The following is a 19,570-nucleotide window of genomic DNA, read 5'->3' as shown; positions in this document are numbered from 1 at the left end:
AGGGGTGAAATTCATGAGCATCAAAGCTGAAGAAATCAGTGCGCTGATTAAAAAGCAGATTGAAAACTATCAGTCGGAAATTAAAGTAAGCGATGTTGGTACGGTTATCACTGTTGGTGATGGTATCGCACGCGTTCATGGTTTAGATAATGCAATGTCTGGGGAGCTCTTAGAATTTTCCAATGGGTCAATGGGATTAGCACAAAACCTTGAGCAAAATAACGTGGGTGTTGTTATTCTTGGACCATTCAGAGACATTAAAGAAGGCAGTGAAGTACGCCGTACTGGCCGCATCATGGAAGTGCCAGTTGGAGAAGAATTAATCGGACGTGTCGTGAACCCGCTTGGACAGCCATTAGATGGTCTTGGCCCGATCGCTACGACAAAAACTCGTCCAATCGAAAGCCCTGCAACAGGTGTAATGGACCGTAAATCAGTACATGAACCTTTACAAACAGGTATTAAAGCAATCGATGCATTAGTTCCAATCGGTCGTGGACAACGTGAGTTGATCATTGGTGACCGTCAAACTGGTAAAACATCAGTTGCGATCGATACAATTCTTAACCAAGCTGACCAAGATATGATCTGTATCTATGTCGCTATCGGTCAAAAAGAATCAACGGTTCGTGGAACTGTTGAAACACTACGTAAAAATGGTGCTTTGGATTACACAATCGTTGTATCTGCATCAGCTTCTCAACCAGCACCACTTTTATACCTAGCTCCATATGCTGGTGTGACTATGGGTGAAGAGTTCATGTTCGCTGGCAAGCACGTTCTTGTGGTTTATGATGATCTTTCTAAACAAGCATCTGCATACCGTGAACTTTCCTTGCTACTTCGCCGTCCTCCAGGTCGTGAAGCATTCCCAGGGGATGTATTCTACTTGCACTCCCGTTTACTTGAGCGTGCAGCTAAATTGAATGACACTTTAGGTGCCGGTTCAATCACTGCTCTTCCGTTTGTTGAAACACAAGCAGGCGACATCTCTGCTTACATTCCAACAAACGTTATTTCCATCACTGATGGACAAATCTTCTTGCAATCCGATTTGTTCTTCTCAGGTGTACGTCCTGCGATTAACGCTGGTCTATCCGTATCCCGTGTTGGTGGATCTGCACAAATTAAAGCGATGAAAAAAGTTGCCGGTACATTACGTCTTGACTTGGCTTCATACCGTGAATTGGAAGCATTCTCTCAATTCGGTTCTGATTTGGATGCTGCAACACAAGCAAAACTTAACCGTGGTGCTCGTACAGTTGAAGTTCTAAAACAAGACCTAAACAAACCGATCAAAGTTGAAAAACAAGTCATGATTTTCTATGCATTGACTAAAGGTCATTTAGATGATATTCCTGTATCGGATATCCTTCGTTTTGAAGAAGAATACTATGTGTTCCTAGATCGTTCTCATCCGGAATTATTAGATCACATTCGCACAACTAAAGGTCTTCCTGAAGACGCTGCTATCGTTGCTGCAATTAACGAATTCAAAAAGAACTTCGTTATTTCTGAATAATAAAGGTCTAACTAATTTATAAAAGGGTGGTGAGAATGAATGGCCTCTTTACGCGATATTAAGTCTCGGATTACTTCAACGAAAAAGACGAGTCAAATTACAAAAGCGATGCAGATGGTATCTGCTTCTAAAATGAACCGTGCAGAAGCTAATGCTAAAGCATACGTTCCATATATGGAAAAAATTCAAGAAGTGGTATCCAGCATTGCGAACGGAAGCACGGATGCATCACATCCAATGCTTACTTCACGTCCAGTTAAGAAAACCGGTTACTTGGTAATCACATCGGACCGTGGATTGGCTGGGGCATACAATAGTAGTATACTTCGCCAAGTTCATAAAACCATTCTTGAACGCCATAAATCCAATGATGAGTTCGTCATTATCGCAATCGGAAGGGTTGGCCGTGATTTCTTTGTCAGCCGTAATATGCACGTAGAGCTTGAAGTAATCGGGGTTCCTGATCAGCCGTCTTTTGCTGACATTAGCTCCCTTGCAAAATCAACAGTGAATTTGTATCTGAATGAGCTGTGTGATGAGCTTTATATGTACTATAACCATTATGTCAGCCCAATCCAGCAGGAGGTAACGGAAAAGCAAGTCCTTCCGTTAGCTGACTTCAATACTTCCAATGCAACATTGACTTCTTATGAATTTGAACCGAATGCAGAAGAAATCCTTGAGGTATTACTGCCTCAATACGCAGAAAGTTTAATTTATGGTGCTTTGTTAGATGGTAAAGCAAGTGAGCACTCTGCACGTATGACTGCAATGAAAAGTGCAACCGATAATGCAAAAGAATTGATCGACTCACTTTCATTACAATATAACCGTGCACGCCAGGCAGCTATTACTCAAGAAATTACAGAGATCGTCGGCGGTGCAGCAGCTTTAGAATAAAATCATTTAAGGGGACGGTCGGCCCGGACGAAGCTTGGCCGTTCCATAAACTCGATAGTCGTTATAAGCAACGTTAGGAGGGAAAACGATGAATATAGGACGCGTTACTCAAGTTATGGGTCCGGTTGTTGACGTGAAATTCGAAGACGGACAACTTCCTAAGATCTATAACGCGTTAAGAATCGAAAATACAGCGTCTGGTACAGGACTAACTCTTGAAGTAGCCCTTCAACTAGGTGATAATACAGTTCGTACTGTAGCAATGTCTTCCACTGATGGTTTAACCCGTGGTGCAGAGACTGTTGATACAGGAGCTCCAATTTCCGTTCCTGTAGGTGAAGTTACTCTAGGTCGTGTTTTCAACGTATTAGGGGAAAACATTGACCTATTCGAACCACTTACAGCAGAGGTGCGTCGTGATCCAATTCACAGACAAGCACCGTCTTTCGAAGAATTATCAACATCTGTTGAAATCCTTGAAACGGGTATTAAAGTAGTAGATTTACTTGCTCCTTACATCAAAGGTGGTAAAATCGGTCTCTTCGGTGGAGCCGGTGTTGGTAAAACTGTACTTATCCAAGAACTTATCAATAACATCGCACAAGAGCACGGCGGTATCTCGGTATTCGCTGGTGTAGGTGAGCGTACTCGTGAAGGTAATGACCTTTTCTACGAGATGACTGATTCTGGCGTTATCAAGAAAACAGCGATGGTATTCGGACAAATGAACGAGCCGCCAGGTGCACGTATGCGTGTCGCTCTAAGCGGTTTGACAATGGCTGAATATTTCCGTGACGAACAAGGACAAGACGTTCTTTTCTTCATCGATAACATTTTCCGTTTCACACAAGCAGGTTCTGAGGTTTCCGCCCTACTAGGACGTATGCCTTCAGCGGTAGGTTACCAACCAACTCTTGCTACTGAAATGGGCCAATTGCAAGAACGTATCACTTCAACAAATAAAGGTTCAGTTACATCCATTCAAGCGATCTATGTACCTGCCGATGACTATACGGATCCGGCTCCAGCTACAACTTTTGCTCACTTGGATGCAACAACAAACCTTGAGCGTAAGCTTTCTGAAATGGGTATCTACCCTGCAGTTGATCCATTGGCGTCTTCTTCTCGTGCCCTTAGCCCGGAAATCGTTGGCGCTGAGCACTATAAAGTGGCTCGTCAAGTGCAATCGACTTTACAGAAATATAAAGAACTACAAGATATTATTGCCATCTTGGGTATGGACGAATTAAGCGAAGACGAAAAAGTAATCGTTGCCCGTGCTCGTAGAATTCAAAACTTCTTGTCACAAAACTTCCACGTGGCTGAACAATTCACTGGTCAAAAAGGATCTTATGTACCAGTTAAAGAAACAGTCCAAGGATTCAAAGATATCCTAGCTGGAAAATATGACGAACTTCCTGAAGATGCTTTCCGTCTAGTTGGCCGCATCGAAGAAGTTATTGCTAAAGCAAAAGAAATGGCTTAATTAAAGGGACCTAGGAGGGAATGAAATGAAGACCATTAAAGTCAATGTTGTTACTCCCGATGGCCCAGTATATGATGCAGAAGTTGAAATGGTAAGCACTAAAGCTAAAAGCGGTGAGCTGGGAATCATGGCTGGACACGTTCCAACTGTAGCCCCGCTTACCATTGGTGCTGTCCGTCTTAAAAATGGAAGCAACACAGACTATGTAGCTGTAAATGGTGGCTTCTTAGAAGTTCGCCCTGATGTGGTAACCATTTTGGCTCAATCTGCTGAAAGAGCTGAAACTATCGATCTTGCACGTGCTCAAGCAGCAAAAGCCCGTGCTGAACAAAGATTGCAGAACAATGATGGATCAAATGATGCCAAAAGAGCTAATTTAGCGCTTAAACGTGCCATCAACCGAATCCAAATTGCAGAAATGCGATAACTTTAATTGATGAAAACACCTGATCGAGCCATTCGTGGTAAGATTAGGTGTTTTTTTTATCCAAAAGGTTTTTGAGGATAGTAATAGGTAATATCGAAATTAGGAAAAAAGGTTGTAGTATGAAAAAAAAGTCGAATTATGGATTAAAGTATTTTCCATATTAATCCTTAACTCGTCGACATGCTTTTATCCTGATGTTATAATGTATACGCTTACATTTATTGCTTCATAACCCCTCCTTTCACGTTGCTTCTAAAAGAATGTCACCCTGCATAATATTTAAAAGGTATCCAAAAAGAAGACAAGCAAATCTAAATTGCACCCATTTAACATGATTTATCCATAAAGGGAGATGAACATGGGACAGCTGCATATTTACCAAAATAATTATTTAATTGTATTTGTTTTCCTTTGTCTCGGCATTTTATTGCCTGTGATCGCTTTATTTCTTGGTAGACTGCTAAGGCCTTATAAACCGACAGATATGAAATATACGACTTATGAAAGTGGAATCGAGCCTTTTCAGGATTCAAGGGTTCAATTCAATGTCAGGTATTATCTATTCGGATTGATGTTCGTCATATTTGATGTAGAAACCGTTTTTCTTTACCCATGGGCGGTCGCTTATGATGAACTCGGACTGTTTGCATTGATTGAAATGCTGTTTTTTGTCCTGATCCTTATGCTAGGACTAATTTATGCTTGGAAAAAGAAGGTGTTAAAGTGGAATTGAAATTGGATGAACTTACCCCTGCAGAAATGGAAGAAATGCGACACAGTATTTTTTTATCCACACTTGAACAAATAAAAGGCTGGGCTAGAAGTAACTCACTTTGGCCAATGACTTTCGGGTTGGCATGCTGTGCAATTGAAATGATGGGTGTCGGCTCATCACATTATGATTTGGATAGATTTGGTTCGTTTTTCCGGACATCACCCAGACAATCGGATGTCATGATTGTTTCAGGAACTGTAACGAAAAAAATGGCTCCAATAATAAGTAGATTATATGAACAAATGCCAGAACCTAAATGGGTAATTGCAATGGGATCCTGTGCAACTGCTGGTGGGCCTTATGTTCACTCATACTCAGTGGTCAAAGGGGTAGACCAAATTGTACCTGTCGATGTATATATACCGGGTTGTCCCCCAAACCCAGCTGCACTTATTTATGGAATCAATAAGTTAAAAGAAAAAATCCGTTACGAGGCGAAAACCGGAAAGCGGGTGATATAGATGAGTGAAAAGGAAGACTTAGCGAAGCAAAAGGCAGCGGCAGCGGCCAAGGCGAAGGCTGTAGCACTGGCCCGAAAACAGGCGAAAGCAGAAAGTGCGGATGCGGAAGATGAAACGGATATAGCGAAGCAAAAGGCAGCGGCAGCGGCCAAGGCGAAGGCGGCAGCATTGGCCCGAAAACGGGCGAAAGCTGAAGGTGCGGATGCGGAAGATGAAACGGATATAGCGAAGCAAAAGGCGGCAGCGGCGGCCAAGGCGAAGGCGGCAGCATTGGCCCGAAAACAGGTGAAAGCAGAAAGTGCGGATGCGGAAGATGAAACGGATATAGCGAAGCAAAAGGCGGCGGCAGCAGCCAAGGCGAAGGCGGCAGCATTGGCCCGAAAACAGGCGAAAGCTGAAGGTGCGGATGCGGAAGATGAAACGGATATAGCGAAGCAAAAGGCGGCAGCGGCGGCCAAGGCGAAGGCGGCAGCCCTGGCCCGAAAACAGGCGAAAGCAGAAAGTGCGGATGCGGAAGATGAAACGGATATAGCGAAGCAAAAGGCGGCAGCGGCGGCCAAGGCGAAGGCGGCAGCCCTGGCCCGAAAACGGGCGAAAGCTGAAGGTGCGGATGCGGAAGATGAAACGGATGTAGCGAAGCAAAAGGCGGCAGCGGCGGCCAAGGCGAAGGCGGCAGCCCTGGCCCGAAAACGGGCGAAAGCTGAAGGTGCGGATGCGGAAGATGAAACGGATATAGCGAAGCAAAAGGCGGCAGCGGCGGCCAAGGCAAAAGCTGCAGCTGTTGCGAAGAACAGGACCGCTGTAAAGGAAAGCGAGGAAGAAATCGTCCCTAGCGAGCTTTCCCCAAATCAGTCGAAACTCGATCAAATTGTTTCTGCTATTGAAAGCCATTTAGGACAAGGGGCATTATTAGAGCACTATATTAATAGATTATCAAAAGATGTACCCACTTTAGTGGCTAATCCTGATACATATTTCTCAATAGCAAAATTTCTGCGATACGATGAACGGCTTGACTTTTCGTATTTATCGGAACTTCATGGTACGGATTTTGAATCCCATATGGAAATCTATGTACATTTACATTCATTCAAAATGAACCAATCAGTTGCCTTGAAGGTGAAGCTTGATAGGGAATCTCCCGTTATTCCATCATTGGTCTCATTATGGTCAGGAGCAAATTGGCCAGAATGTGAGGCGTATGATTTATTAGGTATTAACTTTTATGAACACCCTGATCTAAAACGGATTTTACTGGGTGATGATTGGAAAGGGTATCCCCTTAGAAAAGATTATCAGCCTTATGATGTGGAGGTGTAAGCCCAATGTTAAGGACGGAAGAAATGCTTCTCAATGTCGGGCCGCAGCATCCTAGTACACATGGTGTTTTTCGGCTTGTCATCAAAATTGACGGTGAAATTATAAAAGAGGCTACACCTGTTATTGGGTATCTGCATCGCGGTACGGAAAAATTAGCGGAAAATCTGCAATATACGCAAATAATTCCATATACAGATCGGCTCGATTATCTAGCGGCAATGACAAATAATTATGTGCTTTGCCATGCTGTTGAGACAATGATGGGGGTGGAGATTCCCGAGAGGGCAGAATATTTGCGGGTTATCGCAATGGAATTGGGCAGAGTTGCAAGCCACCTTGTCTGGTGGGGTACATACCTGCTGGATATAGGTGCGACGAGCCCTTTCCTATACGCCTTTCGAGAACGTGAAATGATCGTTAATTTATTGACTGAATTGTCAGGGGCACGCCTTACATTCAATTATATGCGTGTCGGAGGTGTGAAATGGGATGCTCCTGAAGACTGGATTGCGAAGGTAGCCGAGTTTGTCCCCTATATGAGGGAGCAGCTTGCCGGTTACCATGAGCTTGTGACTGGGAATGAAATCTTTGTTAATCGGGTTAAAGGGGTGGGCATCTATACGAAGGAAGAAGCCTTGCAGTATTCGCTTAGCGGTGCCAACCTAAGATGTACAGGTGTAAAATGGGATTTACGAAAAAATGAACCATATTCCATTTACGACAGGTTTACATTTGATGTTCCTACAAGGGAAGAGGGTGATGCCTTTTCACGCTATCACTGCAGAATGGAAGAAATCGAGGAGTCACTGAAAATCATCGAGCAGGCTGTTGAGCAGTTCCCAGAAGGTCCAGTCCTTGCTAAGGTTCCTAAAATAATAAAGGTTCCTAAGGGTGAAGCATTTGTCCGAATTGAATCACCAAGAGGGGAAATCGGCTGTTATATCGCGAGTGAAGGGAAAAAGGAGCCATACCGTCTGAAATTTCGCAGACCTTCTTTTTATAATCTGCAAATTCTTCCGAAATTATTGGAAGGGGAAAATATGGCGAATTTGATAACGATATTAGGTGCAATCGATATCGTTTTAGGGGAGGTGGATGGATAAATGATCAAGGACCTTCTCCACTCCGCTCCAAGCTTGCTGAATTTTGGCATTTTTTTTGGTTTGGCAGTCCTGCTCCTGTTCGTCGTATTAGGGTTTGTAACCTATGGTATCCTTTCAGAGCGAAAAATCATGGGATTCATGCAGATGCGTGTCGGTCCAAACCAAATTGGGGGGAAATGGGGTCTCTTGCAGACCGTTGCCGATGTTTTGAAACTTCTGATCAAGGAAGATACGATACCGAAAAAAGCTGATAAGCCGTTATATATTTTAGCTCCGGTGATTGCTTTTGCTCCTGCTTTCATGGTCCTTGCCACCTTGCCGTTCACCGATGCCTTCCAATTCGCTGATATAGGTGTCGGATTGCTTTATTATATAGCGATTTCCGGCATATCGACCATCGGCGTCGTCACAGCGGGTTGGGCATCCAATAATAAATATTCTTTGATTGGCGGAATGAGGGCAGCCGCGCAAATGATATCTTATGAGATCCCTTTGGTGATGTCGCTAGTGGGAATCGTCCTCATAACAGGCAGTTTAAACTTGAATGATATAGTTGCAGCCCAGGAAAAGGTTTGGTTCATTTTTCTGCAGCCGATTGCGTTCATCGTGTTTTTTATTGCATCGGTTGCCGAGTTGAACAGGGTTCCTTTTGACCTTCCGGAAGCGGAATCCGAACTTGTTGCAGGCTATCATGTTGAATATTCTGGATTTCGCTGGGCCTTCTTCATGTTATCCGAATATGTGTATATGTTTGCAATGGCAACGCTAACCACTGTATTATTTTTAGGGGGATGGAATTCTATTCCGTTTTTGGATTTTATTCCGGCAGCCATCTGGTTCGGGCTGAAGTTCAGTGCCGTATTCTATGTATTGGTCTGGATTCGTGTAACCTTTCCTCGTATAAGGGCCGATCAATTGATGGAATTCGGATGGAAGGTGCTGCTTCCGGTTGCATTGGCTAATATATTTTTGACGGCACTTATAAAAGAATTGATTAACCTTTTTTAGAAACTTAAGCTGGTCGGAAAGCGAGGGATTTATATGCTTGGTTTAGCAAAAGGTTTAACCTATACATTAAAGAACTTGACGAGGAAAAAAGTGACCTATGACTACCCGAATGAGCCGCTTCCACTTCCTGACCGATTCCGCGGAATCCAGAAATTCTATCCTGAAAAGTGTATTGTATGCAATCAGTGCGTGACGATTTGCCCAACGGATTGTATTCAATTAACTGGTAAAAAACATCCGGACCCGTCGAAAAAAGGGAAAATCATTGATACGTATGACATCAATTTCGAGATTTGCATTTTATGTGATTTATGTACGGAGGTCTGCCCTACAGAAGCAATCGTGATGACGAATCAATTCGAGCTGGCCGAGTATAGCCGTGATCATCTATTTAAAAATCTGGAGTGGTTGGATGAAAATGATGAAAATATCCGGAAGGTGAATAAAGTATGAGTTTGTCGGGTGAATTAATTGCCTTCATTGGTTTGGCACTCGTCGCGATAGTAGGCGGGGTGCTGCTGATTACCTTAACAAAAGTGGTGCACATGGTCATTGCACTTGTTTTTACTTTCTTGGGCATTGCAGGTATTTATATGTTGCTTTCGGCCGAGTTTGTCGCCATTGTCCAAATCCTTATTTATTCAGGGGCAATTACGATCGTGATGCTATTCGGGATTATGCTGACAAAACACCAAGAAAATGATGCACCCGCTAAAGGGGGGTGGGGGAATTTCTCCTTGTTGGCAGCGATTGCTGGATTTGCCGTGGCGGTTTATCTGGGGATTTATAATCTGGATATACCTGTACAGCCAACGGCCTTACATGAGGAAAATACGAAGCAAATAGGAATCGAGCTTTTTTCAAAATATGTGATTCCATTTGAAGTGATGTCGGTACTCCTGCTTGTTGCTTTAGTCGGTGCCATCGTATTGGCTAAAAAAGATGATGAGGAGGGAGATCAATCATGACGGGAGTTCCCTTGTCGGCTTACCTTGTATTGGCACTCGTTTTATTTTGTATAGGGCTGTATGGGGCCTTGACGAAAAGAAATGCGGTCATTGTTTTGATTTCAATCGAGCTGATGCTGAACGCTGCGAATATCAATTTAGTTGCCTTCAGTAAATTCGGGGTAACGCCATCCATTACAGGTCAAGTTTTTTCCTTATTCACGATTACGATCGCTGCGGCCGAGGCAGCTGTAGGGCTTGCTATACTAATGTCCCTTTATCGCAATCGGAAGACGGTCAATGTCGATGAAATGGAAATTATGAAGCATTGAAGGCTTATATAAATGAAGAAGGGGATTTGATACGATGATGGAGCACGCATGGCTCATACCGGTCTTTCCACTCGTCACGTTTCTGGTTCTGCTTCTATCAGGCGGGCGGTTGCGGGAACGAGGGGCTTTTATAGGAATAATATGTACATTGGCTTCGTTTGTTTTATCGTTACTCGTCCTGATGGAACGATTTAAAGAACCTACTTATAATATATCGATAGATTGGCTTTCATTCGGAGGGACGCAACTTACAGCGGGATTCGAAATCAATCAGCTTAATGCCTTGATGCTTGTGGTCGTTTCCCTTGTCAGTCTGCTTGTCCAGATATATTCGAAGGGGTATATGAAGGGTGAAGTGCGATTCTCCATTTTTTATGCTTATCTGGGCTTCTTCACCTTTGCCATGCTTGGACTTGTCATGGCACCCAATTTATTACAGCTTTATATCTTCTGGGAATTGGTCGGGGTGGGTTCTTTCCTGCTCATTGGGTTTTACTTTTATAAACTGGAAGCTAAGGCTGCAGCGAAGAAGGCATTCATCATGACCAGGATTGGGGATGTAGGGCTCTTAATCGGCATCATTCTTCTATTCTGGGAAACAGGCAGCTTTGAATATGGAGAGATCTTTCAAGCCGTTCAATCGGGCATGATATCAAGTGAAAAACTGACTTTAATCGCTATTTTGATTTTTATCGGTGCGGTTGGGAAGTCTGGGCAATTTCCGCTTCACACATGGCTTCCGGATGCAATGGAAGGCCCGACTCCGGTTTCCGCATTGATACACGCAGCAACCATGGTTGCTGCAGGGGTTTACCTGGTGGCGGCGATGTTTCCGCTATTCATGGCAAGTTTTGCTGCGATGCAGGTCGTCGCGATAACAGGTGGAATTACAGCCATATTTGCCGCAAGCATTGCCATCGTGCAAAAGGATGTTAAGCGTGTATTGGCCTATTCGACAATCTCTCAGCTTGGTTTTATGATGCTTGCTTTGGGTACTTCGGGATATGTGGCCGGGGTGTTTCATTTAATGACCCATGCCTTTTTTAAAGCATTGCTGTTTTTGGCAGCAGGCAGTGTTATTCACGCTATACATACACAGGATATGGAAAAGATGGGCGGCCTATGGGGTAAGTTGAATTGGACTGGGCCGCTGTTCTTGACTGGCACTTTGGCGATATCGGGGTTTCCGTTGCTCTCGGGTTTTTTCAGTAAAGATGAAATTCTAATGGCAGCCTGGGAGAATGGTAGTTATATATTGTTTGGTCTAGCGGTGGTTACCTCCTTTTTAACTGCGTTTTATATGTTCAGGCTGTTTTTCATGATCTTTGCAGGCGATTCGCGCAGTCAAGTAAAACAGGTCAAGGAATCACCTTTCATCATGCTGATTCCCATGCTCGCATTGGCTTTGCTTGCTGTAATCGGCGGGTATATCCAAACACCGTGGTTTGGAACTTTCCTCGGGGAGTGGCTTGTGGAGGGAAATGAAGCTGTTCTAGGCGCCAGCCATAGTGAGGGACCTGTTTGGATCATGTTGCTGGCCGTGCTTGTATCGCTGGCCGGGATATACCTTGCTTATATGATATACGCTAAAAAGAAGTTACCTCGGGACTGGCTTGTCAAAGAAAACTCCGAGGTCTATCGGATTTTGGAAAATAAGTATTATATTGATGAAATTTACCATTACACCGCAGGCTATGCAGTCAGAAGCTTTAGTATATTCCTATCTTATATAGAAAGGTTCATTGTCGGCGGCCTGGTATCCACTGTAACAAGTTCGATAGAAGGATTGGGGAAAATAGGGTCTAAACTGCAAACAGGACATGTACAGCAATATGGCATGATAGCCTTTCTGGGACTTGCGGTACTGTTGGTGATTTTTGCAGTAACTGGGGGGTATCTAAGATGAATGTCTATTTGCTCTCGCTTTTAGTGTTTTCACCGCTGCTGGGCATAGTGATGGTTGCCCTCATGCCGAAAAAAGAGGAAAGGACGATTAAACAATTTGGCTTTTTCGGAACACTGCCTCCTCTTTTCCTATCATTCTTTCTATGCAGCCAATATTATTCGGGTGTGGCCCTATCCTTATTTGACATTAAGTTGAATTGGATCAGGTTTGGGAATTTGGAGATGTATGATCCCAAGCTCTTCACGGTTGACTTTGAGTTGGGTCTGGATGGATTAAGCCTCATCTTCATATTACTGACAACAATCATTTCATCACTGGCCGCAATCGCATCCATTTATATAAAAAAGGAATGGAAAGGGTATTATTTGTTATTTTTAATCCTGGAGATTGGGATGCTCGGTGTCTTCACCGCAGAAAATTTGATTCTTTTTTTCATCTTTTTTGAAATGACTTTGATTCCTGCCTTCTTTTTAATTGGCAGATGGGGCTTTCTGGAGAGGGAGAAAGCTTCTTATAGTTTTCTGATTTATAATGGCATTGGTTCGGCTGTTTTATTAGTGGCCATTTTGATTTTGTTCGCCAGGACTGGTACGACCAACATTGCAGCATTGACACAGATGATGACAATGGGCGGTGTTTCACTTTTTGCACCAATATCCGGTTCGATGAAATATGGTTTATGTCTCGCCTTTCTCATAGCATTTGCGATAAAGCTGCCCGTCTTTCCCTTTCACAGCTGGATGGTGCGGGTCCATGCAGAAGCACCTCCATCCATAGTCATGATACATGCAGGTGTCCTATTGAAAATAGGGGCGTACGGAATCATCCGGTTTGGAATGGGGATATTTCCTGAACAATATAAAAGCTTGGCCTTTACCATTGTCCTATTTGGAGTCCTCAGTTTTTTATATGGTGCATTTCTAGCTTTGCTACAAACGGATTTCAAGCTCGTTTTAGCCTACTCATCGATCTCACATATGGGTATCGTCATGATGGGGCTGGGAGCCTTGAATGAAGCGGGCATTCAGGGAGCCATTTTTCAAGTCATCTCACACGGGCTAATTGCTGCTTTATTGTTTTTCTTGGTGGGTGTTTTGTATGAGCGGACGGGAACCACCATGCTTCCTAAGCTAGGGGGATTGGCCAAGTCGATGCCGATTTTTTCAGGGTTTATGTTAGCCTGCGGGATGGCTTCACTCGGTTTGCCTGGCATGTCCGGCTTCATCAGTGAATTCATGGTATTTCTTGGCTTATTCAAAAGTCAGCCGTCGCTTGCGGCAATAGGCGTGATCGGGCTTGTATTAACCGCTGTTTATGTACTGAGGTCCGTCATGCTGATGACGTTCGGGAAAAATGCTAGCTTGATAGAAAAAGAGAAGCGGGATCTTGGAAGCTGGGAGTTTGCCCCTGCGTTGGTTCTTCTTGGTTTGATAATATCTATTGGGGTATACCCAAATTTGTTAGGCGGGCCTCTTCAAGGAACGATTGAAGCCATGATGCTAGCTCTAGGGGGGCGATGAAGGATGGATTGGAACACGATGCTTTCTTATGATTGGGGAGCGATGATGCCGGAATTCATCATCCTTGGAACGACCATGATTCTTTCGATATTGGATTTATTCTGGCCGAAGCACTTTAATCGGAGAAAACTGGCATGGCTGGCGCTAACCGGAATCATTTTGGCATGTTTGTCACTGATTAGCCTGCTATCCTTTGAGACAGTCAGTATCTTATCCGATACGTTTCGTTTGGATTCATTTGCAAAAGCTTTTAAGCTGCTACTGTTATTCGGAGCTGCCCTAATCATCCTTCTGGCTGAAGGATATGAGCCGCAAGAGGGGCTGCGGGAGCACCGGGGGGAATTTTATTATCTGTTCCTGACCGCTTTACTTGGAGCGATGGTCATGTCCTCAAGCGGTGATTTGATCACGCTGTTCGTTGGACTGGAACTTCTTTCACTTTCATCTTATATATTGGTCGGAATACGCAAGCATGATCGGAAGTCCAACGAAGCGTCCATGAAGTATGTGATAAACGGAGGCATTTCCACAGCAATCACTTTATTCGGGATGAGCTATTTATATGGAGTGACCGGTTCCGTCAATCTAGGCGAAATGAGCCGGACGATGGCTGCGATGTCGGACGGCCAGCTGCAATACATCATGGGCCTCGCTTTCTTCATGGTGTTTGTCGGTGTAGCCTTCAAGATAGCTGCCGCTCCATTTCATATGTGGGCGCCGGATGTGTATGAGGGGGCACCGACACCGGTCGCAGCCTTCTTGAGTGTCATTTCAAAAATCGCGGGTTTCGTCATCATCCTGCGTATTTTTCTCTCGTTGTTCCTAACAGCTTCCGGTGATACGTTCGGAGCGCTCGACTTTTTGGAAAAAAATAATATCTATATAGCTTCGTTAGCGGGTCTGACGATCATCATTGGAAACGTGGTTGCGTTAAGACAGCAAAATTTAAAAAGATTGTTCGCTTATTCAAGCATCGCCCATGCGGGTTACCTGCTTGTAGCGGTGGCTACATTGGGCGGGGGATATTTTCTCCTGGATACTGTCTGGTTTTACTTAATGGCTTATGTATTAATGAATATCGGTGTATTCGCAGTCATTCAGCTGCTATCCAGCCAAAGTGGGTCAGAAGATATTAGCATTCTTGCAGGACTGGGGAGGAAATCACCTTATCTTGCCATGGCATTCACCGTATTTATCCTGTCGCTTGCTGGAATCCCCGGAACGACAGGTTTCATTGGCAAACTTAATATTTTTCTTGGAACATTCATAACGGAGCCTGGACATTTTGTCCTTGCAGGAATCATGATTGCAGGTACCATTGTATCCTATGTGTATTATTTCGGATTATTGGTTCAGGTCTTTTTCCGACCCATTCATTCAGAGAAGGTCATTAAAATCCGCCCGGGTCTTTACATTGTGTTGATCATTTGCGTAATAGGCACCATACTTTTCGGGGTGGCGCCAAATATTGCCTTTGATTTTATTCATGATCAATTTGGCGAATTTACAGACTTTATTTCAAGTAAATGATATAATGCCTGTATCAGAGGCTTGTTCCATTGGATCAAGCCTCTATTTACAGTTTTAAAAAGATATTTTGCAATTCTTCCTTTTAAATTCCAAATATGCAGGGGTTTTGTGTTAGAATAGAATTCGGGTGTCTGTTAGGAGGTATGTACATGTTTTCAGCAATGGGACAGCAGGCTTTAACAGGAATAATTGCACACTTGTTTTTCATCGCAGTTACCTGGTGGGCTCTCCAGGCATTACATTTTGATAAAATATTAAGATCCAATTCTGTCATCAAGGCCAGGGTTTTATATATTTTATTAACGGTTGCCATCGGTTCAGTTGTAAGTAATTTCTTCCTCGACTACCTGGGATTTGCAAATCAACTTCCGTATATGTTTAGTAATGACTGATATGCTGTAAGAATTTTCTTATAGCAAAATATGATTCTACTCTTGTATTCGCTTTTGCTTCCTGCCAGTTTAAGGGGAAGTTGTCACCAATTGTCGGAAAACTTGAAGTATGATCTCTCTCCTTCTGGAAAGAATGTGTAAAAGGGGAGGGATTTAACATGTTTAATTTAAACAAAAAAATGTTAACATACATAGTATTTCTTGGTTTGATGGTGATTTTAATTGGGAATAGTACGATTGTGGCAGAAAGTAAACCAGATATAGTTAAATTGGTGGGACTGTTACAAAAAGATAAAGATTTAGACATAGAGGATTGGTCTGTACTCACTAGAGAAATAAATAAAGAGATTACAACTAAACAAGAGTTTGAAAGCGAAGTTACAGCTTTAAAACGAAAATACCCTCAATTTCAATGGCACCGGAAAGATGATGCTTCCGGCTGGAAGGCAGAGGCGTTAACTTACAATGTCGATTCAGGTCTGACCGAGTCTATCAAAATAATGACAACGGAAGAGAAATTTGATAAAGTTACCTATGTTATTTACGAAGTGAAGGGGAAAAAGTGGAAGAAAGCCAATGCGGCATTTTTTACTGCTTCGTTCCGAAACAGGGTGAATGACCTATTTATAGGAACTCCTTCAATTTTTTCTTGTATTAAAGGGTCTATCAATGATAATATGGATTCGGTTTTAAACTCTAAAACTGAAGACCTGTTAGATATGTTCCAAGCAAGGGAAATTGAGAGTGTGCATGAAACAAACTTTACATCTATATCTGCACATTCAACATTGTTTAAACAACCTTTGACAAAAGAAAAATTAAATTTGCAGTTTGGGCTACGGACAGAAGGATTGGGTGACCGAACGAACTTTGTAGTTGGCACACCAATCATAACGTTTGAATATTAATATAGAGAAAATGGACGCGGAGGGGAATACTTTTGGAAAAAATCATCGTCCGCGGCGGAAAAAGGCTTAGCGGGACAGTTAAAGTAGAAGGTGCTAAAAACGCCGTTTTGCCAGTTATCGCTGCAACATTATTAGCAAGTGATGGGAAAAGTATCATTAAAGATGTTCCTACGCTCTCCGATGTATATACAATCAATGAAGTATTGCGCAACTTAAATGCAGATGTTGCCTTTCATGACAATCAAGTAACTGTAGATGCATCAAGAGAGTTATTAGAAGAAGCACCATTTGAATATGTACGTAAAATGAGAGCTTCCGTTTTAGTGATGGGCTCATTACTAGCAAGGAATGGCCGGGCCCGAGTTGCTCTTCCTGGTGGCTGTGCCATCGGATCACGTCCTATCGACCAGCATTTAAAGGGCTTTGAAGCGATGGGTGCAAAAGTGAAGGTCGGCAATGGTTTCATTGATGCCGAGGTTGAAGGCAGACTTAAGGGTGCAAGAGTGTACCTTGACTTCCCGAGTGTGGGTGCCACTGAAAACATCATGATGGCAGCAACACTTGCTGAAGGTATAACTATTCTTGAAAATGTGGCCAAAGAGCCTGAAATTGTAGATCTTGCGAATCTCCTTAATAAAATGGGTGCCAAAGTCAGAGGTGCCGGTACTGGTACGATGAGAATCGAAGGTGTCGATAAATTATATGGCACTGAACATACGATTATACCTGACCGCATCGAAGCCGGTACATTCATGACTGCGGCCGCTCTTACTGGCGGCAATGTTCTTGTTCAAGGAGCTGTACCTGAACACCTTACTTCCCTTATTGCCAAAATGGAGGAAATGGGTGTTGAAATTCTTGAAGAAGAAGATGGATTACGCGTTATCGGTCCAAAAACCTTGAAGGCCATTGATATCAAAACAATGCCGCATCCTGGTTTCCCGACTGATATGCAATCGCAAATGATGGCATTACTACTTCGTGCTGAAGGAACAAGCATGATTACGGAGACCGTTTTCGAAAACCGTTTCATGCATGTTGAAGAATTCCGTCGCATGAATGCCAATATTAAAATAGAAGGTCGTTCCGTTATCGTTAATGGACCAACTAACATTCAAGGTGCTGAAGTAGCTGCAACAGATTTACGTGCCGCAGCAGCGCTCATCCTGACTGGATTGGTTGCAGATGGCATTACACGTGTTACAGAATTGAAGCATCTTGACAGAGGGTACGTGAATTTCCATGGTAAATTGGCAGCTCTAGGTGCTGATGTGGAACGTATTAACGAAGATGTGCCAGCTGAAACAAAAAAAATCGCAGATTTAAACGCATAAGTTAGCTTATAAACCATTCACGTTCGAGTCATTGAACCGTGAATGGTTTTTTTGTCTTGTCATCGCCTACAGATAAATAGTTGTCGTTTTTCTATTCATAAAAGCTTGTCCTTCGACATACATTTGTTATGTAAAGAAACCTGCTGAGTGGGATTTATGGCAGAGAAAACAAGTGTAGGGAGGCTCAGGAATTTGAAAGCAATCAAACCGATGATCGTACTATTCATAGCAGTAGCATTCGTAATTATCATGATTCCAGCAGTGCTTGTGCTTCCATTTTCAAATGAAAAGACAAGTGGGCAATTGACCGAACAATTGGAAAAGAAAGCGAAGAATGAGGGTAAAGAGGTAGCTGCAAATGAAATGAGTTCCGTAGAAGTTGCCGTTTACCGCACATCTGCAAAAAAGATTGAAAAACTGCCGATTGAATCGTACTTAACTGGTGTGGTTGCAGCTGAAATGCCAGCAGATTTTGAAGAAGAAGCGCTGAAGGCACAAGCATTGACAGCGAGAACCTACATTGTCAATCAGCTCATAAGCGAAAGTCGATTAGGCTTGCCTGATGGTGCCGATGTAAGCGATACAGTCATGCACCAAGTTTATAAGAATAATGATGAGCTGAAAAAACAGTGGGGCTCTGATTATAAATCTAAGATGCAAAAAATCAACAAGGCTATAAAGGAAACGGCGGGTCAAATCTTAACCTATGAAGGAAAACCGATTACTGCCACATTTTTTTCGACCAGCAATGGTTATACGGAGAATTCAGAGGACTATTGGCAAGCTGAATTTCCCTATTTAAAAAGTGTATCCAGTCCGTGGGATAAAGAAGAATCACCAAAATTTTATAATAAAGTAGTTGTCGATACTGCAGATTTTGAAAAGAAACTTGGTGTAAGTCTTTCCTCGGGAACATCAATAGGGACTGTTATTGAAAGAACATCGGGTAATCGCGTAGGTGTAGTGGAAATCGGAGGAAAGAAAATGACAGGAAAACAGATTCGTGAGAAGCTCGGGCTGACATCATCCGATTTTGACTGGGAGCGTCAAGGCAACCAGATTGTCATCACGACAAAAGGGTCCGGACACGGAGTTGGAATGAGCCAGTACGGTGCTAATGGCATGGCAAGGGAAGGAAAAACCTATGAAGACATCGTTAAATATTATTATAAAGGCGTCAAAGTTCAGTCTTCAAGTAAGTGGCTGAATACGATGACGGCAAAAAAATGAGAGATGGGGGGATCCATCTCTCATTTTTTTTCGTTTAATTTTTCTATAATCGTCAAAAAGCCCCGTTTACGCTTGAAATAATGATATTGGACATGAAAATAGACTGCAGCTACTCCAATGATATCTTTAATGACATCTATTAAGGTAGAGGAGCGGTATGGGACGAAAGATTGGTGGTATTCATCAATAACTCCGTAAAGGCAAGCTACAAGGGCAGCCAACAGGCTTAAACCCGGTTTCATTTTTTTGTTTGCGGCGAGGGCCGAAACTAATAGTATATACAAAAGGGCAAATTCGACCAGATGAAGTGCCTCTTTGATAAATCGGTCAATTGACGATGATGGAAGATCAAGAATCATATCATCGGGGTTGCTCGACATTATCCAAATGGCAATCATATATAGGAAAGGCAATAACGTTAACACAAGTTTAAAAGCTTTTTTCATGATTTAAACATCCTTCAACAGTA

Annotated in this window: 20 protein-coding genes; 19 read left to right on the top strand and 1 reads right to left on the bottom strand. The window is 43.0% G+C overall.

Annotation, left to right across the window (positions count from 1 at the left end):
- Positions 1 to 13: 13 nt before the first annotated feature.
- The 19 genes from atpA (at position 14) to spoIID (ending at position 19,101) form a co-directional block, all read left to right on the top strand.
- On the top strand, positions 14 to 1,522 hold the full coding sequence (gene atpA, locus MPH60_RS19980) for a F0F1 ATP synthase subunit alpha (protein ID WP_048685849.1): 1,509 nt from the start codon (positions 14 to 16) through the stop codon (positions 1,520 to 1,522).
- 39 nt (positions 1,523 to 1,561) lie between these two features.
- On the top strand, positions 1,562 to 2,422 hold the full coding sequence (locus tag MPH60_RS19975) for a F0F1 ATP synthase subunit gamma (protein ID WP_241589634.1): 861 nt from the start codon (positions 1,562 to 1,564) through the stop codon (positions 2,420 to 2,422).
- Between the two features lie 88 nt (positions 2,423 to 2,510).
- Positions 2,511 to 3,908, top strand: coding sequence for a F0F1 ATP synthase subunit beta (gene atpD / locus MPH60_RS19970; protein ID WP_214744208.1), 1,398 nt, complete (start codon positions 2,511 to 2,513; stop codon positions 3,906 to 3,908).
- Between the two features lie 25 nt (positions 3,909 to 3,933).
- A complete protein-coding gene (locus MPH60_RS19965) occupies positions 3,934 to 4,335 on the top strand; it encodes a F0F1 ATP synthase subunit epsilon (RefSeq protein WP_048685840.1) in 402 nt (133 codons plus the stop codon).
- A gap of 358 nt (positions 4,336 to 4,693) precedes the next feature.
- Positions 4,694 to 5,068, top strand: coding sequence for an NADH-quinone oxidoreductase subunit A (locus MPH60_RS19960; protein WP_076368347.1), 375 nt, complete (start codon positions 4,694 to 4,696; stop codon positions 5,066 to 5,068).
- A 26-nt stretch (positions 5,069 to 5,094) separates the two neighbouring features.
- Positions 5,095 to 5,571 carry a NuoB/complex I 20 kDa subunit family protein gene (locus MPH60_RS19955; RefSeq protein ID WP_170946902.1) on the top strand — a complete coding sequence of 159 codons (477 nt, stop codon included), beginning with the start codon at positions 5,095 to 5,097 and terminating at the stop codon, positions 5,569 to 5,571.
- Positions 5,572 to 6,891, top strand: a complete 1,320-nt coding sequence (locus tag MPH60_RS19950; RefSeq protein ID WP_241589635.1) for an NADH-quinone oxidoreductase subunit C — start codon at positions 5,572 to 5,574, stop codon at positions 6,889 to 6,891.
- 5 nt (positions 6,892 to 6,896) lie between these two features.
- A complete protein-coding gene (locus tag MPH60_RS19945) occupies positions 6,897 to 7,994 on the top strand; it encodes an NADH-quinone oxidoreductase subunit D (RefSeq protein WP_048685832.1) in 1,098 nt (365 codons plus the stop codon).
- Positions 7,995 to 9,002 carry an NADH-quinone oxidoreductase subunit NuoH gene (nuoH, locus tag MPH60_RS19940; RefSeq protein WP_241589636.1) on the top strand — a complete coding sequence of 336 codons (1,008 nt, stop codon included), beginning with the start codon at positions 7,995 to 7,997 and terminating at the stop codon, positions 9,000 to 9,002.
- Positions 9,003 to 9,035: 33 nt separating this feature from the next.
- Positions 9,036 to 9,455 carry an NADH-quinone oxidoreductase subunit NuoI gene (nuoI, locus tag MPH60_RS19935; RefSeq protein WP_048685828.1) on the top strand — a complete coding sequence of 140 codons (420 nt, stop codon included), beginning with the start codon at positions 9,036 to 9,038 and terminating at the stop codon, positions 9,453 to 9,455.
- Entirely contained in the window at positions 9,452 to 9,970 is a 519-nt protein-coding gene (locus MPH60_RS19930; RefSeq protein WP_241589637.1) for an NADH-quinone oxidoreductase subunit J, read from the top strand. The genes nuoI and MPH60_RS19930 overlap by 4 nt, the downstream gene beginning before the upstream one ends.
- Positions 9,967 to 10,281 (top strand): NADH-quinone oxidoreductase subunit NuoK, encoded by a 315-nt coding sequence (nuoK, locus tag MPH60_RS19925; RefSeq protein ID WP_063236468.1) that lies wholly within the window; start codon positions 9,967 to 9,969, stop codon positions 10,279 to 10,281. Before MPH60_RS19930 ends, nuoK begins: the two co-directional genes overlap by 4 nt.
- A gap of 34 nt (positions 10,282 to 10,315) precedes the next feature.
- Positions 10,316 to 12,187: an NADH-quinone oxidoreductase subunit L gene (gene nuoL, locus MPH60_RS19920; protein ID WP_241589638.1), complete on the top strand. Its 1,872-nt coding sequence runs from the start codon at positions 10,316 to 10,318 to the stop codon at positions 12,185 to 12,187.
- A complete protein-coding gene (locus tag MPH60_RS19915) occupies positions 12,184 to 13,707 on the top strand; it encodes a complex I subunit 4 family protein (protein WP_241589639.1) in 1,524 nt (507 codons plus the stop codon). Before nuoL ends, MPH60_RS19915 begins: the two co-directional genes overlap by 4 nt.
- A gap of 3 nt (positions 13,708 to 13,710) precedes the next feature.
- Complete coding sequence (gene nuoN / locus MPH60_RS19910; protein ID WP_241589640.1) at positions 13,711 to 15,237, top strand: NADH-quinone oxidoreductase subunit NuoN; 1,527 nt, start codon at positions 13,711 to 13,713, stop codon at positions 15,235 to 15,237.
- 149 nt (positions 15,238 to 15,386) lie between these two features.
- Positions 15,387 to 15,629, top strand: a complete 243-nt coding sequence (locus tag MPH60_RS19905) for a DUF1146 family protein (protein ID WP_101223821.1) — start codon at positions 15,387 to 15,389, stop codon at positions 15,627 to 15,629.
- 158 nt (positions 15,630 to 15,787) lie between these two features.
- Positions 15,788 to 16,537: a YwmB family TATA-box binding protein gene (locus tag MPH60_RS19900; RefSeq protein ID WP_241589641.1), complete on the top strand. Its 750-nt coding sequence runs from the start codon at positions 15,788 to 15,790 to the stop codon at positions 16,535 to 16,537.
- A gap of 32 nt (positions 16,538 to 16,569) precedes the next feature.
- The gene (gene murA, locus MPH60_RS19895; protein WP_241589642.1) at positions 16,570 to 17,871 is read left to right on the top strand and encodes a UDP-N-acetylglucosamine 1-carboxyvinyltransferase; all 1,302 of its coding nucleotides are present in this window, start codon (positions 16,570 to 16,572) and stop codon (positions 17,869 to 17,871) included.
- 192 nt (positions 17,872 to 18,063) lie between these two features.
- The gene (spoIID, locus tag MPH60_RS19890; protein ID WP_241589643.1) at positions 18,064 to 19,101 is read left to right on the top strand and encodes a stage II sporulation protein D; all 1,038 of its coding nucleotides are present in this window, start codon (positions 18,064 to 18,066) and stop codon (positions 19,099 to 19,101) included.
- Positions 19,102 to 19,121: 20 nt separating this feature from the next.
- Here the strand turns inward: spoIID and MPH60_RS19885 are convergent, their stop codons facing one another.
- Positions 19,122 to 19,547 carry a VanZ family protein gene (locus MPH60_RS19885; protein WP_241589644.1) on the bottom strand — a complete coding sequence of 142 codons (426 nt, stop codon included), beginning with the start codon at positions 19,545 to 19,547 and terminating at the stop codon, positions 19,122 to 19,124.
- Positions 19,548 to 19,570 lie beyond the last annotated feature (23 nt).

The sequence above is a fragment of the Peribacillus sp. Aquil_B1 genome (genome assembly GCF_022603275.1).
Classification (GTDB): domain Bacteria; phylum Bacillota; class Bacilli; order Bacillales; family DSM-1321; genus Peribacillus.
This window is presented reverse-complemented; position numbering and strand designations above follow the sequence as displayed.

What these genes read in the sequence shown, in the direction of transcription:
- MPH60_RS19955 (WP_170946902.1), top strand. Translation starts at nt 5,095, where the DNA reads ATGGAAGAAATGCGACACAGTATTTTTTTATCCACACTTGAACAAATA.
- MPH60_RS19885 (WP_241589644.1), bottom strand. Translation starts at nt 19,547, where the DNA reads ATGAAAAAAGCTTTTAAACTTGTGTTAACGTTATTGCCTTTCCTATAT.
- nuoN (WP_241589640.1), top strand. Translation starts at nt 13,711, where the DNA reads ATGGATTGGAACACGATGCTTTCTTATGATTGGGGAGCGATGATGCCG.
- nuoL (WP_241589638.1), top strand. Translation starts at nt 10,316, where the DNA reads ATGATGGAGCACGCATGGCTCATACCGGTCTTTCCACTCGTCACGTTT.
- MPH60_RS19960 (WP_076368347.1), top strand. Translation starts at nt 4,694, where the DNA reads ATGGGACAGCTGCATATTTACCAAAATAATTATTTAATTGTATTTGTT.
- nuoH (WP_241589636.1), top strand. Translation starts at nt 7,995, where the DNA reads ATGATCAAGGACCTTCTCCACTCCGCTCCAAGCTTGCTGAATTTTGGC.
- MPH60_RS19900 (WP_241589641.1), top strand. Translation starts at nt 15,788, where the DNA reads ATGTTTAATTTAAACAAAAAAATGTTAACATACATAGTATTTCTTGGT.
- MPH60_RS19975 (WP_241589634.1), top strand. Translation starts at nt 1,562, where the DNA reads ATGGCCTCTTTACGCGATATTAAGTCTCGGATTACTTCAACGAAAAAG.
- atpD (WP_214744208.1), top strand. Translation starts at nt 2,511, where the DNA reads ATGAATATAGGACGCGTTACTCAAGTTATGGGTCCGGTTGTTGACGTG.
- atpA (WP_048685849.1), top strand. Translation starts at nt 14, where the DNA reads ATGAGCATCAAAGCTGAAGAAATCAGTGCGCTGATTAAAAAGCAGATT.
- MPH60_RS19915 (WP_241589639.1), top strand. Translation starts at nt 12,184, where the DNA reads ATGAATGTCTATTTGCTCTCGCTTTTAGTGTTTTCACCGCTGCTGGGC.
- MPH60_RS19930 (WP_241589637.1), top strand. Translation starts at nt 9,452, where the DNA reads ATGAGTTTGTCGGGTGAATTAATTGCCTTCATTGGTTTGGCACTCGTC.
- MPH60_RS19950 (WP_241589635.1), top strand. Translation starts at nt 5,572, where the DNA reads ATGAGTGAAAAGGAAGACTTAGCGAAGCAAAAGGCAGCGGCAGCGGCC.
- MPH60_RS19905 (WP_101223821.1), top strand. Translation starts at nt 15,387, where the DNA reads ATGTTTTCAGCAATGGGACAGCAGGCTTTAACAGGAATAATTGCACAC.
- MPH60_RS19945 (WP_048685832.1), top strand. Translation starts at nt 6,897, where the DNA reads ATGTTAAGGACGGAAGAAATGCTTCTCAATGTCGGGCCGCAGCATCCT.
- nuoI (WP_048685828.1), top strand. Translation starts at nt 9,036, where the DNA reads ATGCTTGGTTTAGCAAAAGGTTTAACCTATACATTAAAGAACTTGACG.
- MPH60_RS19965 (WP_048685840.1), top strand. Translation starts at nt 3,934, where the DNA reads ATGAAGACCATTAAAGTCAATGTTGTTACTCCCGATGGCCCAGTATAT.
- nuoK (WP_063236468.1), top strand. Translation starts at nt 9,967, where the DNA reads ATGACGGGAGTTCCCTTGTCGGCTTACCTTGTATTGGCACTCGTTTTA.